Origin of the sequence: Simplicispira psychrophila DSM 11588 (assembly GCF_000688255.1) — a bacterium.
Lineage (GTDB): Bacteria > Pseudomonadota > Gammaproteobacteria > Burkholderiales > Burkholderiaceae_C > Simplicispira > Simplicispira psychrophila.
The window spans coordinates 97,303-111,507 of sequence record NZ_JHYS01000003.1; the positions used below are offsets into that span (position 1 = coordinate 97,303).

At 61.1% G+C, this 14,205-nt stretch carries 9 protein-coding genes; 5 read left to right on the plus strand and 4 right to left on the minus strand.

Translation table 11 applies throughout. From position 1 onward, the window contains the following. The gene (locus Q390_RS0104310; protein ID WP_027994964.1) at nt 1–801 is read right to left on the minus strand and encodes a PP2C family protein-serine/threonine phosphatase; all 801 of its coding nucleotides are present in this window, start codon (nt 799–801) and stop codon (nt 1–3) included. A 171-nt stretch (nt 802–972) separates the two neighbouring features. On the opposite strand from Q390_RS0104310, the gene yoaA reads away from it, so the two are divergent. Next, on the plus strand, nt 973–3,039 hold the full coding sequence (gene yoaA, locus Q390_RS17485) for a DNA repair helicase YoaA (RefSeq protein WP_037472167.1): 2,067 nt from the start codon (nt 973–975) through the stop codon (nt 3,037–3,039). Here the strand turns inward: yoaA and Q390_RS0104320 are convergent. Further along, nucleotides 3,002–3,802: an outer membrane protein assembly factor BamD gene (locus Q390_RS0104320; protein ID WP_027994965.1), complete on the minus strand. Its 801-nt coding sequence runs from the start codon at nt 3,800–3,802 to the stop codon at nt 3,002–3,004. The genes yoaA and Q390_RS0104320 overlap by 38 nt on opposite strands. 98 nt (nt 3,803–3,900) lie before the next feature. On the opposite strand from Q390_RS0104320, the gene dnaE reads away from it, so the two are divergent. From dnaE to sbcB, 4 genes are all read left to right on the plus strand, one after another. Continuing rightward, nucleotides 3,901–7,413, plus strand: coding sequence for a DNA polymerase III subunit alpha (dnaE, locus tag Q390_RS0104325; RefSeq protein WP_027994966.1), 3,513 nt, complete (start codon nt 3,901–3,903; stop codon nt 7,411–7,413). 83 nt (nt 7,414–7,496) lie between these two features. Further along, the gene (clpS, locus tag Q390_RS0104330; RefSeq protein ID WP_027994967.1) at nt 7,497–7,868 is read left to right on the plus strand and encodes an ATP-dependent Clp protease adapter ClpS; all 372 of its coding nucleotides are present in this window, start codon (nt 7,497–7,499) and stop codon (nt 7,866–7,868) included. A 57-nt stretch (nt 7,869–7,925) separates the two neighbouring features. Continuing rightward, entirely contained in the window at nt 7,926–10,280 is a 2,355-nt protein-coding gene (clpA, locus tag Q390_RS0104335) for an ATP-dependent Clp protease ATP-binding subunit ClpA (protein ID WP_027994968.1), read from the plus strand. Between the two features lie 194 nt (nt 10,281–10,474). After that, nucleotides 10,475–11,920: an exodeoxyribonuclease I gene (sbcB, locus tag Q390_RS0104340; protein WP_027994969.1), complete on the plus strand. Its 1,446-nt coding sequence runs from the start codon at nt 10,475–10,477 to the stop codon at nt 11,918–11,920. Nucleotides 11,921–11,938: 18 nt separating this feature from the next. On the opposite strand, the gene Q390_RS0104345 is transcribed toward sbcB, so the two are convergent. Both Q390_RS0104345 and Q390_RS0104350 read right to left on the minus strand, forming a co-directional pair. Continuing rightward, nucleotides 11,939–12,838 (minus strand): CoA transferase, encoded by a 900-nt coding sequence (locus tag Q390_RS0104345; protein ID WP_027994970.1) that lies wholly within the window; start codon nt 12,836–12,838, stop codon nt 11,939–11,941. Between the two features lie 119 nt (nt 12,839–12,957). Further along, nucleotides 12,958–14,154, minus strand: a complete 1,197-nt coding sequence (locus Q390_RS0104350) for an amino acid aminotransferase (RefSeq protein ID WP_027994971.1) — start codon at nt 14,152–14,154, stop codon at nt 12,958–12,960. Nucleotides 14,155–14,205: the final 51 nt, after the last annotated feature.

Consider the following 14,205-nt stretch of genomic DNA (forward strand, 5'->3'; position numbering starts at 1 on the left):
TTAGCGGATACCTTGCATGTCAGGAAATTCGGTTTTCTTTTCTGGCAGCGGCGCTTCAATTTTGACGATGATGAGCGACAGGTTGTCGCCACCGCCATGCGCCCGCGAACGGGCTTTTTCAATCAGAAACTCTGTGGCTTCACGCGGTGTCAAGGCCTCGACCACCGAGGCCAGCTCGGGTGGGGAAAAGTAATGCCACACGCCATCGCTGCACGCCATCAGGACGTCACCTGGCTGCACCTGCGCAATCATGTGGGTGGCCAGGGGCGGGTCGCTTTCGGTGCCCAGACAGCCCACCAGAATATTCGAGCGCGGATGGGTGTTGGCCTCACTCTCGGTCAATTCGCCCCGGTCCACCAGTGCCTGCACATAAGAGTGGTCGCTGCTGCGGTGCAGCATCCGACCACCGTGAAAATGGTAGATGCGCGAATCTCCGGCATGAATCCAATGGCAGTCGCCGCGCGGGTTGATCAAAAAGGCTGCTACCGTGCTGTGTGGCTCTTGCTCGGAGGTGATGGCGGTCAGGCGGATGACGATATGCGCCTCTTTAACCATATTGGCCAGGAGGGTGGCCGGGTCGTCTATTTCGGGTGAGTAGCGCTCAAACAATTGGCGCGCCGTCATCATCACCTGGTCAGACGCTTTGCGTCCGCCGCTGCGTCCACCCATGCCATCTGCCAGCACGCTGAGCACGCAGCCGTTGTAGCGCTGGTGCGACAGCAAAGCTACCTGGTCTTGCTGGTATTCGCGGTCACCTTTGTGGATGCCGGTGGAAGCAGTAAGACGAAATGGTTTGGACATGCTGGCGATGGTGGGGATAAGAATGCACCGCGCTGGCGCGCAGCAGGGCAGCCCGTATTATCAGTACTCGTACCGCGCCTTTCCTGACATTCTGTTTTTGTTGCCAGGACGACGGCGCTTTCCCGCCCCCGCATCCACCCCCTTTTGCCCCATTGGAAGAAAGTGCCGACTATGGACTTGTCTGAGGCTGTCGCGCAAGCGTTTGCTCCCGATGGCGTGTTGTCGCACACGCAGGCGCGTTTTCAGCCGCGCGCTGGGCAAACCGAGATGGCGCTGGCAGTGGCCCGAACCATCGAGCAGGGCGGCGCACTGGTGGTCGAGGCGGGCACCGGCATTGGTAAGACTTTTGCTTATCTGGTGCCGGCGTTGCTCAGTGGTGAGCGTGCATTGCTGTCCACCGCGACCAAGGCGCTGCAGGACCAGCTGTTTGGGCGCGACTTGCCTGCACTGGTGCAGGCCATGGGCTTGCCCTTGCGCACGGCCTTGCTGAAGGGGCGCGGCAGCTATTTGTGTCTGCACCGTATGGAGCAGGCGCGCCAGCAGCCGCAGGCCCAGGACAGCGTGGTGCAGCGTGCTTTGGCCGTGGTCGAACAATGGGCGCAGGGTACGCGCAGCGGAGATCTGGCCGAACTGCCTGGGCTGGACGAGCGCTCGCCGGTGATTCCTTTGGTCACTTCCAGTCGCGATAACTGCCTGGGAGCCTCCTGTCCGCGTTTTCGGCCATGCCATGTCAACTTGGCGCGGCGCGAGGCGTTGGCGGCGGATGTCGTGGTCATCAACCACCATCTGTTCTTTGCCGATGTAGCGCTGCGCGAGACCGGTTTGGCCGAGCTGTTGCCCACGGTGCGTGTGGTGGTGTTTGACGAGGCACACCAGCTCAATGAAACCGGTGTGCTGTTTCTGGGCACGCAACTGACCACTGGGCAGTTGCTGGACTATGTGCGTGACCTACTTGTTACCGGCTTGGAGCGGGCGCGTGGTTTTGCCGATTGGCAGGGCTTGGCTGGGCGTGCTGAGCGCGCTGCGCGCGACCTGCGCCTGAGCGCTGGCAACGCTTGGCCGGGCAGCAAGCTGCGCTGGGCCGGTAGTGCGCCGGATGGGGTGTCGGTATCGGCTTGGCAGGGGGCCTTGGCGCAGATGTCGGGCGCACTGGCGGACACGCTGGCCGCGCTGGAGGTGGTGGCCGAAAGCGCGCCCGATTTTGTCCGCCTGCACGAGCGCGGCACCGATCTGCAAACCCGCGTTGACCAGTTTGCCGGGCCGTGCGCGCAAGGGGCGGTGCGCTGGCTGGATGTTGGTACGCAGCTGCGCCTGGTCGAGTCACCGCTGGACATTGCCGAAGCCATGCATACGCGACTGCTGGCGCCGCAGGAGGCACTGTCCCGCCCTGTCGCAGAAGAGGCGGCAATAGTCGCCACCGCCGAGGTACCCCCGCGTGCCTGGATATTTACTTCCGCCACGCTGGGCGACGACCCCCAATTGCGCTGGTTTACCGAGCCGTGCGGACTGCAGAGCGCTGAAATATTGCGCGTGCCCAGCCCGTTTGACTATGCCGTGCAGGCCGCGCTGTATGTTCCCAGCCATTTACCTAAGCCGGCCGATCCCAGCCACAGTGTGCAGTTGGCGCGCTGGGTGGGCGATGCTGCTGAGCGTCTGGGTGGGCGCACCCTGGTGCTGACGACGACGCTAAAGGCTTTGCGCGCCATCGGTGATGTGCTGCAGGTGCGCTTTCAAGATGCTCATTCCATGGGTGCTATCGAGGTATTGGTGCAAGGCCAGGGCCCCAAACGACGTTTGATGGAGCGCTTTCGCTCCGGCGCGCACGGTGGTCAGCCGGGTTGCATCCTGGTGGCATCAGCGACATTCTGGGAGGGCTTTGATGTACCCGGTGATGCGCTGCAGTTGGTGGTGATAGACAAGCTGCCATTTCCGCCGCCGGGCGACCCGTTGGTCGAGGCGCGTTCGCGGCGGCTGGAGAGCACGGGGCGCAGCGCATTCAAGGACTATTCAATTCCCGAGGCCACCGTGGCGCTGCAGCAAGGGGCCGGGCGCCTGATCCGCAGCGAATCCGATACCGGTCTGCTGGTGGTGGGCGATACCCGGCTGACCAGCATGGGCTATGGGCGACGCTTGTTGGCGGCTTTGCCGCCGATGCGTCGCTTGCAGACGGCGCAGGATTTTGACGCGGCGTTGGCGCTGCTTACCAGACCTTCCACCACGGTTCTGCCTTGCCCTTGATACCGTTGGCACCAAAAGCACTTTTCGGATAGCTGGCGTCCATGATGCGCTGGGTATCGTCGCGCAGCTGGGTCATGCCCAGGGCGTCATACGACCGGGTGAGGATGTACAGCGCTTCTTCCTGGGCCGGCACGTTCTGGTAATCGGCCAGTGCCGCCTGGGCCCGGCTGATGGCCGCGACGTAGGCGCCGCGCTGGTAGTAGTAGCGCGCCACATGCACCTCGTACTGCGCCAGCGAGTTGACGATGTAGGTCATGCGCTGGCGTGCGTCCTGTGCATAGCGCGAATCAGGAAAACGCGTGCTCAGTTCGCGGAACGCTTCAAACGAGTCCTTGGCCGCCTTCTGGTCGCGCTCGGACAAGTCCTGGCGTGACAGCCAGGCAAACATGCCCAAATCATCATTGAAGTTGACCAGACCTTTGAGGTACAGCGCGTAATCGAGCGCCGGGCTGGCCGGGTGCAGTTTCATGAAGCGATCGAGCGTGGCAATGGCCTGGGCCTTGTCACCGCTCTTGTACTGTGCATAGGCCTTGTCCAGCTGGGCTTGCTGGGCCAGCGGCGTGCCGGCGGCGCGGCCTTCCAGTTTTTCCAGCAGTGGCACCGCCTTGTCGTAGCTGCCGCCGGTGAGCTCTTCGCGTGCTTCGGAGTAAATGCGCTCGGTGGTCCAGCTGGCAGTTTTGTCTTCGGGGGTGCTGGAGCAGCCTGCTGCGAGCACGCAGGCGGCCAGCACGGCAGGATAAATCGCAAAGGGCGCACGCAGCATGGCAGGCAGCTTTCTGGCAATAAAGGGCATGGGGAGTGTGTCGGGACGGGCGAAAGCCGAAAAATCGATTGTAGCGGTGGCCTTTCTACAATGGCGGGATGTTTGTTCACCTGCGCCTGCACACCGAGTTTTCCGTCGTTGACGGTACCAATCGCATCGACGATACCGCCCAAGCGGCTGCGGCCGATGGCCAGCCGGCCTTGGCCATCACCGATTTCAATAACCTGTTTGGTGCCATCAAATTTTATAAAGCAGCCCGTGGCAAAGGCCTCAAGCCGCTGCTGGGCGCCGAAATTTTGCTCGACAGCGAGAGCGCTGCTGCCCCGTCGCGCCTGATCGTGCTGGTACAGAACACGCAGGGTTACCTGAACCTGTCTGAACTGCTGGCGCGTGCCTGGACGCGCAACCTGATCAAGGTGCAAGCGGTGTGCGCCTGGGAGTGGCTGCAAGAGCTGGGCGAGGGGCTGATCGTGCTGGCCGGCGCGCAAGCTGGGCCGGTGGGCCAAGCGCTGGTGCGTGGCGACACGGCTGGTGCCGATGCGCTGGCGCAGCGTTTGGCCGGTCTGTTTCCACAGCGCTTTTATATCGAGCTGCAGCGCGCCGGGCGCCCGGACGACGAAAGCCATGTGGTGGCTGCGGTGCAACTGGCGGCGCGACTGAACTTGCCGGTGGTTGCTACGCACCCGGTGCAGTTCGCGACCGAAGACGACTACGAGGCGCACGAGGCGCGCGTGTGCATTTCTGAGGGCGAAATTCTGGGCAACCAGCGCCGGGTGCGCCGCTTCACGCGCGAGCAGTATTTCAAGTCCAGCGCGCAAATGCAAACCCTGTTTGCCGACGTGCCGACCGCATTGGCTAATACGGTGGAAATCGCGCGGCGTTGCAACTTGACGCTGGTGCTGGGCAAGCCGCAACTGCCCAATTTTCCGATTCCTCCGGTCAATGGCGTGGTGTTGTCGGTGGACGACTACTTTCGCCATGTGTCGCTGGAAGGATTGGAAGATCGCTTGCGCCACTTGTACCCGAATGAAGACAAGCGCAACGCGCAGCGCCCGCGCTATCTGGAGCGTCTGGAGTTCGAGCTCATCACCATTTTGAAGATGGGCTTTCCGGGTTATTTTTTGATCGTGGGCGACTTCATCCAGTGGGCTAAAAACAATGGCTGTCCGGTGGGGCCAGGCCGGGGCTCGGGGGCCGGCTCGTTGGTGGCGTATGCACTGAAGATCACCGACCTCGATCCCCTCGAATACCACCTGCTGTTCGAGCGCTTTTTGAACCCCGAGCGGGTGTCGATGCCCGACTTTGACATCGATTTTTGCCAGTCCAACCGTGATCGCGTGATTGACTACGTCAAGGACAAGTACGGCAAAAACGCTGTTAGCCAGATCGCCACCTTCGGCACCATGGCCGCGCGCGCGGCGATCCGCGACGTCGGTCGGGTGCTGGACATGAGCTACAACTTTTGCGACGGCATCAGCAAACTGATTCCGAACAAACCCGGTCAGCACATCACGATTGCTGGCGCGATCGAAGTCGAGCCGATATTGGCCGAGCGGCTGGAAAAAGAAGACGAGGTCAAAACCCTGCTGGCGCTGGCGCAAAAGCTCGAAGGCATGACGCGCAACATCGGTATGCATGCTGGCGGCGTGCTGATTGCCCCCGGCAAGCTGACCGACTTTTGTCCGCTTTACCAGCAGCCCGGTAGCGAATCGGCCGTGAGCCAGTACGACAAGGATGACGTTGAAGCCATTGGCTTGGTCAAGTTCGATTTTTTGGGCTTGGCCACGTTGACCATTCTGGAAATTGCGCGCCAATTCATCATCCAGCGCCACCCAGGGCAAGAAAATTTTGCTTTCGAGGACATTGGGCTCGACGACAACGCCACCTACCGGCTGTTTTCTGAAGGCAAAACCGAAGCAGTTTTCCAGTTTGAAAGCCGGGGGATGCAGGGGATGCTCAAGGAGGCCCGGCCCTCGCGGCTGGAAGACCTGATTGCGCTCAACGCCCTGTACCGCCCCGGGCCTATGGATTTGATTCCGAGCTTTGTCAACCGCAAGCACGGCAAAGAGGTGGTCGAGTACCCGCACCCGCTGGTGGCCGACATGTTGTCTGAGACCTACGGCATCATGGTGTACCAAGAGCAGGTGATGCAGACGGCGCAGATTCTGGGCGGCTATTCGCTCGGCGGTGCCGACATGCTGCGCCGCGCCATGGGCAAGAAGAAGGCCGAGGAGATGGCCGAGCACCGCAGCATCTTCCGCGACGGGGCGGCCAAGAATGGCCTGTCCACCGAAAAGGCCGACGAAGTTTTTGACCTGATGGAAAAATTTGCAGGCTACGGCTTCAACAAGTCGCATGCCGCCGCCTATTCGTTGCTGGCGTATCACACCGGCTGGCTCAAGGTGCACTACACGGCTGAGTTCTTCTGCGCCAACATGACGGTGGAAATGGACGACACCGACAAGCTCAGGGTGTTGCTGGAAGACGCACAAAAAAACTTTCGCATTACCTTCGATCCGCCAGACGTGAACACTGGTCGCTACCGCTTCGAGCCTATCACCGACAGAAGCATCCGTTATGGCCTGGGCGCCGTCAAAGGCACGGGCCAGGCGGCCATTGAGGCCATCGTGGCGGCGCGCGAAGGGCGTGGCGACGGCCCGCAAGGCTCCACCCAAGGGCCGTTTAAGAGCCTGTTTGATTTTTGCCTGCGTGTCGAGCGCAACAAGATCAACAAACGCACGGTGGATGCGCTGATCAAGGCCGGTGCGTTTGACTCGGTCCACACCAACCGCGCTGCGCTGGCGGCGTCGATTGACCGCGCCTTTGATTTTTCTGCCGCCGCACTGGCCAACGTCAACCAGGGGGGGCTGTTTGACATGATGGGCGACGATGCACAGGGCTCCAGCACCCAAGAGCCCGCGCTGGTGGATGTGGCGCCGTGGGGCGTGAAAGAGCGCCTCACCTTCGAAAAGCCGGCGCTGGGTTTTTATCTTTCCGGTCATCTGTTCGACGAAGTGGCCCGCGAGGTGGGACGTTTTGTCCGCACGCGCATCAGCGAATTGACCGACAGCCGCGAGACGCAAACTGTGGCCGGCATTGTCAGCGGTTTTCGGGTGGTCAACGGCATGCGTGGCAAGCAGGGCATTTTTGTGTTGGACGACACCTCGGCGCAGGTCGAAGCTTCGGCCAGCGAGGCCGTTATCAATACTTACCGCGATCTGCTGCAAGAGGATGAGTTGGTCATCGTCGGCGGACGCCTGCAACCGGGGCGCAATGGTTTTGAGGCACGCTTTATTGTCCAGCAGGTGTGGGATTTGCCGACGGCGCGCAGCCGTTTTGGCAAATACCTGTATCTGACAGCAGGAGACAAAGCCCCTGATATCGCTCGGATGCTGCGTGAATACCCTTGCCGGCGTGAGGCGAATGAGCACGGCGAGGCGCAGCTGCATGGCCTCAAGGTGCGCCTGGGCGTACGCTGCCCGGGACCAGACGGCAGCGTGGCGGCGGAATTGCAGTTGGGTGAGGGGCATCGCACCTATCCCAGCGACGCGGCGCTGCTGGCCTGGGCCACGCAGGCCGGAGACGGTCGGGCGACGATCGTCTATGACTGATGGCCCTGGGTGGGCCAGTATCTTGAAAAAACGCCAGCCATGCCCAGATTCCACTCCAGCATCTGTAAGCGCGCATGGCTAGAATGAATTTCATGGCAACAAAACCACCTTCTCTTCCCCGCGTGCCGGTTGTGCAACGGCCTAGTACCCCAGAGGGCGATGCTTCGGTCGTCTTGGAAAGACGCACCGAAAAAACCAAGCCACCGCAGATGTACCAGGTGCTCATGTTGAACGACGACTTCACTCCGATGGAGTTTGTGGTAGTTGTCTTGCAAGAGTTTTTTAACAAGGACCGGGAGGCGGCAACACAAATCATGCTGAAGATCCATCTCGATGGCAAAGCCGTGTGCGGCGTGTATTCACGTGATATTGCCGCCACCAAAGTAGACCAGGTGCTCGACGCTGCCCACAAGGCCGGACATCCGTTGCAATGTGTGAGTGAGCCGGTTGAATAAACCGCTCGCCACCCCGAAATACAGTCATCCCTTCCCCGCAAGCACAAAGGAGTTCACATGATTGCCCAGGAACTGGAAGTAAGCTTGCACATGGCTTTTGTAGAGGCCCGTCAGCAGCGCCACGAGTTCATTACCGTGGAGCATCTGTTGCTTGCATTGCTTGATAACCCAAGCGCCGCAGAGGTGTTGCGCGCTTGCTCTGCCAATATTGATGATTTGCGCACGTCCCTGGCCAACTTCATCAAGGACAACACCCCGCAAGTGGCGGGTACCGATGAGGTGGATACGCAGCCCACGCTGGGTTTTCAGCGCGTCATTCAGCGCGCCATCATGCACGTGCAATCAACGGGCAACGGCAAAAAGGAAGTCAATGGCGCCAACGTGCTGGTGGCCATTTTTGGCGAAAAAGACTCGCACGCCGTGTATTACCTGCACCAGCAGGGCGTAACGCGCTTGGACGTGGTCAACTTCATTGCCCATGGCATCAAGAAAGGCGAGCCGCCAGAGCCAACCAAGGGCGCTGAAGGCGCCGCCGAAGGCGAAGAGGGCGCGGGGGGCAGCGAAAAGAACGAAAAATCCTCGCCTCTGGAACAGTTCACGCAAAACCTGAACCAGTTGGCCAAGGACGGCAAGATCGATCCGCTGATCGGCCGTTATTTCGAGGTCGAGCGCACCATCCAGATTCTGTGCCGTCGACGCAAGAACAACCCGCTGTTGGTGGGCGAGGCTGGTGTCGGTAAAACAGCGATTGCCGAGGGCTTGGCCTGGCGCATCACGCAGGGCGATGTGCCCGAGATCTTGTCCGAGGCCGTGGTCTATTCGCTGGACATGGGCGCGTTGCTGGCGGGTACCAAGTACCGCGGCGATTTTGAGCAGCGCCTGAAAGGCGTGCTCAAGTCGCTCAAGGACAAGCCCAACGCCATCTTGTTCATTGACGAAATCCACACGTTGATTGGCGCCGGTGCGGCTTCGGGCGGCACCATGGATGCGTCCAATCTGCTCAAACCTGCGCTGTCCAACGGCACACTCAAGTGCATTGGCGCCACCACCTTCACCGAGTACCGGGGCATTTTTGAAAAAGACGCCGCCCTGTCGCGCCGCTTCCAAAAGGTCGATGTGGTCGAGCCGACGGTGCAAGAAACCGTGGACATTCTCAAAGGCTTGAAGTCGCGCTTTGAAGAGCACCACAGCGTCAAATATTCGGCCTCTGCCCTGCAAGCGGCGGCGGAGTTGTCTGCCAAGTACATCAACGACCGCCACTTGCCTGACAAGGCCATCGACGTCATCGACGAGGCCGGTGCGGCCCAGCGCATCCTGGTCGCTAGCAAGCGCAAGAAGACCATCGGCAAGACCGAGATCGAGGAAATCGTTGCCAAAATCGCCCGCATTCCCCCAGCCAACGTCTCCAACGACGACCGGGGCAAGCTGCAAGTGCTGGAGCGCGACCTCAAAAGCGTGGTGTTCGGCCAGGACAAGGCGCTTGAAGTGTTGTCCAGCGCCGTCAAGATGGCGCGCTCGGGCCTGGGTAAGCCAGACAAGCCGATTGGCTCGTTCCTGTTCAGCGGCCCCACCGGCGTCGGCAAGACCGAGGCTGCCAAGCAGCTGGCCTACATCCTGGGCATTGAGTTGATCCGCTTTGACATGTCCGAGTACATGGAGCGCCATGCCGTCAGCCGGATGATTGGCGCGCCGCCCGGCTACGTCGGCTTTGACCAGGGTGGCCTGCTGACCGAGGCCATCACCAAGAAGCCGCATGCGGTATTGCTGCTGGATGAAATCGAGAAGGCGCACCCGGACATCTTCAATGTACTGCTGCAGGTGATGGACCACGGCACGCTGACTGACAACAACGGGCGCAAGGCCGACTTCCGCAACGTCATCATCATCATGACGACCAACGCCGGTGCCGAGACCATGAACAAGGCGACCATCGGCTTCAACAACCCGCGCCAAGTGGGCGATGAGATGGTGGACATCAAGCGCCTGTTCACGCCCGAGTTCCGCAATCGGCTGGACGCCATTGTCAACTTCAAATCGTTGGACGAGAACGTCATCCTGCGTGTGGTGGACAAGTTCTTGCTGGAGCTGGAGCAGCAACTGGCGGAGAAGAAAGTGGAAGTCACCTTTACTGACCATTTGCGCAAGCACTTGGCCAAGAAGGGCTTCGATCCGCTGATGGGCGCACGTCCGATGCAGCGTCTGATCCAGGACATGATTCGCCGCGCCCTGGCCGACGAATTGCTGTTTGGCCGACTGACCGATGGTGGGCGCCTGACGGTGGACATCGAGGTCAAGGCCGACGAGAAGGGGGTGGACACGTCGCAAGTGCTGCTCGATATCCAGCCGCTGACGAAAAAGGAACGTGCCGCCAAGGCGGAGCCGACCGAGCCACAAGAGGCGACGGCAGACTGATACGAACGCGGACTGTTCTGCACACAGGCCGGCAACCTCTGGGTTGCTGGCCTTTTTTTACTCTGTTTTTAATAGCTGATTGCGCTTGCTGCATAACGCTTTGAGGCCTTAATCATACTGATTGAGTGGCTTTGGCGTCCGCTGCGGTTACATTGTTCTCCTCGCTGTTTTATGACGCCCTCGGGCACTGCGCCATGTCCTATTCCTTTCTTTGGCACGACTACGAAACCTTTGGTGCCGATACCCGGCGCGACCGCCCGGCGCAGTTTGCCGCCATCCGCACCGATGCGCAGCTGAACGAGATCGGCGAGCCGCTGATGCTGTATTGCCAGCCGACCAACGACTATCTGCCCGACCCGGTGTCGTGCCTGATCACCGGCATCACACCGCAAATGGCCTGGCAACGGGGCATCCCTGAGCGCGAGTTTGCCCAGCGCATCGAGGCCGAAATGGCCCAGCCCGGCACCATCAGCGTCGGCTACAACAGCATCCGGTTTGACGACGAGATCACCCGCTTTATGTTGTGGCGCAATCTCGCCGACCCATATGCGCGCGAGTGGCAGAACAATTGCGGCCGCTGGGACTTGATGGACGTGGTGCGGATGGTGTTCGCCCTGCGCCCGGACGGCATCGTCTGGCCGACCAAAGAAGATGGCACAGCCAGCTTCAAGCTGGAAGATCTGACTCGCGCCAACGGCCTAGTACACGAAGCGGCGCACGACGCGCTGTCGGATGTGCGCGCCACGATTGCACTGGCGCGTTTGGTGCGCCAGCAGCAGCCTAAATTGTTTGACTTTGCGCTGGCGCTGCACAAAAAAGACCGCGTCGCTGACGAACTGCACCTGCCGGCGACGGCGCAAACCGCGCGACCGTTTTTGCACGTCTCAGGCATGTTCGGCGTTGAGCGCGGCTGCTTGGCGGTGATGTGGCCGCTGGCCAGTCACCCGACCAATAAGAACGAAATCATCGCCTGGGATTTGGCGCAAGACCCGAGCGAGTTGGCCACCTTGAGCGTCGAGCAACTGCGTCTGCGGATGTTCACCCGCACGGCAGATTTGCCCGAGGGCGTGAAGCGCCTGCCGATTAAAACCATCCACCTGAACAAATCGCCGATGGTGGTGAGTAACCTGAAAACGCTCAATCCAGCGATGGCGCAGCGCTGGGGCATCGACATGGATGCCGCCATGGCCCACGCCGCCGTGGCGCGTGATTTGCCGGATATGACGCTGCTCTGGAAAGCGGTGTTTGCCCGCCAGCCAGAGCCGGGCGCGCCCACCGACCCCGAGCAGGATTTGTACGCCGGCTTTGTCGGCAATGGTGACCGCCACCGGCTCAATGAGCTGCGCACGATGGGCGCAGCGCAGTTGGCACAAGCCAAAACCAGCTTTGACGACCCGCGCCTGACCGAGTTGCTGTGGCGCTACCGGGCGCGCAATTTTGCCGACACGCTCTCGCCCGAGGAGCAACAGCGCTGGGAGGCGCACCGCAAGGCCCGTTTGATTGACGGCGCGGGTGGCGCGCGCACCGCAGAGCAGTTGCTGGCGCAGATCGATGCGCTGTCAGAAAGCGCCGACGAGCGCGGCCAGGACATCCTGGGCGAGCTGTACGACTACGCCTCAGAGATTGCGCCGGAGCGTTGATTTCGGTTTGCGCTGGTTTTAGGCCAGTGTGAACAGCGGAATGTCCTTGTCTGCAGCCAGCGCATCCAATTGCGCGCGGGTTTGGTCACGCAAAAAATCGGCGATGGCGGCGTGCGTGGCCGGGGTGCGCAACACCGCTGCGTCGCCGGTGGTGTCTTCCAACTTGGCCGCAAGGCACAGGCGCGCAGCAAAGTGCGGCTCCAGTGCGGCGACCGCCACCCGGCCATCGGCGCACGGGTAAACGCGGTAGCCAGCGTGGGCGCCGCCAATGTCGCTGCTCGGCTGGGTCAGTCCCCACGCGTGCGGCAAAGCCAGCCACTGCGCGGCTTCGGCCAGACCCACTTCAATGCATACACCGCGCCCGTCTTGCGCGCGCGCCAGCAGGGCTTGCAACACCGCTTCGCTGGCCATCAACGAGCCGCCCATGTCGGCATACAGTGTCGGCGGCAGGTCGGTGCCGGGCAGCAGCCCGGCTTCGGCCAGATAGGTCAGGTCGTGGCCGGCTTCATCGGCGCGCGGGCCGCAGGCACCGACGATGCGCACCAGCGACAGGCGCGGGTAACGCGCTTGCAGCAGCGGCCAGTCCAGTCCTAATTTAGCCAAGGCACTGGGACGAAACGAGGTGAGGAGTACGTCGGTTTGCGCCAGTTCGGCGTGCAGCATGGCTTGGCCGGCTTCGGTTTTGAGCTGCGCTTGCAGCACGCGCAGGCCAGGGTGCAGCGCGGCGTAGGCCTGCGGGCTGTACCAACTCATCGGGTCGGCGCTGGCGCTGTTTTCCGATGCCAGCGGTTCGAGTTTGGTGCACTGCGCACCCATTTGGGCGCAGCGCAGCAGGGCGGCGGGGCCGGGCAGGTTGAGCGCCAAACTCAGGATGCGGACGTTGCGCAGGGCTTGCAGGGGTGCTGTAGGTGTGCTCATGATAGAATAATTTACTATAAATTTAATAGCTGCTAGCGCACGCATCTAAAGGGCTAGAGGCCTAAAGGGCTATAAAAAAACCGCCCAAAGGCGGTTGTGAGGCTGAGAAAGTAGTTTCTTTAGACCACTTTGGCAATCGACTGGCAAACGTAGTCGATGTTCTGGCTGTTCAGCGCGGCCACGCACATGCGGCCGGTGTCGGTGCCGTAGACGCCAAACTCAGTGCGCAGGCGTACCATTTGGTCTTTGCTCAGGCCTGAGTAGCTGAACATGCCGATTTGGCTGGTGATGAACGACATATCTTGCTGCACGCCAGCGGCTTTGAGGCCATCGACCAGCTTTTGCCGCATGGCTTTGATGCGCACGCGCATTTCGCCCAATTCGGTTTCCCACAGGGCGCGCAGTTCGGGGTTGTTCAGTACCGCTGCGACCACTGCGCCGCCGTGGGTCGGTGGGTTGCTGTAGTTGGTGCGGATGACGATTTTGAGTTGGCTCAGCACGCGGCTGGCTTCTTCTTTGTCGCTGCACAGCACCGACAGGCCGCCGACGCGCTCGCCGTACAGGCTAAAGCTCTTGCTGAACGAGGTCGAGACAAAGAAGTTCAGGCCGGCAGCGACAAATTGGTCGATGACCGCGCCGTCCTCTTGGATGCCGTAGCCAAAGCCTTGGTAGGCCATGTCGAGAAACGGCGTCAAATGCGCTTCACGGACGACAGCGATGACCTGTGCCCACTGCGCGGGCGTGATGTCGTAGCCGGTCGGGTTGTGGCAGCAAGCGTGCAGCACCACGATGGTGCCGGGCGTGGCGGCTTTCAGGCTGTCCAACATGGCGGCAAAGTTGACGCCGCGCTGCTCTGCGTCGTAGTAGGCGTAGGTATCGACCGTGAAGCCAGCGTTGGTGAACAGCGCGCGGTGGTTTTCCCAGCTGGGGTCAGAGATCAGTACGGTGGCATTGGGGCTGAGCCTTTTCAGGAAGTCAGCGCCAATTTTCAAGCCACCGGTGCCGCCAATGGCCTGCACCGTGGCGACACGGCCAGACTTGACTGGCTCGGAGTCGGCACCAAACACCAGGCCTTTGACGGCGCTGTCGTAGGCGGCAATGCCGTCGATAGGCAGATAGCCGCGTGCGCTGGGCGTGGCCATCAGGGTTTTTTCAGCGGCTTGCACGCATTGCAGCAGCGGCAGCTTGCCGTTGTCGTCGAAATACACACCCACACCGAGGTTCACCTTGCGGGGATTGGTATCAGCGTTGAATTGTTCGTTAAGACCCAAGATTGGGTCGCGGGGGGCCATCTCGACGGCGGAGAACAGAGACATGAAAAGTCCTTGGAGGGGTGGAAATTTGGCAGTCAACCCCCAGCTACGTTA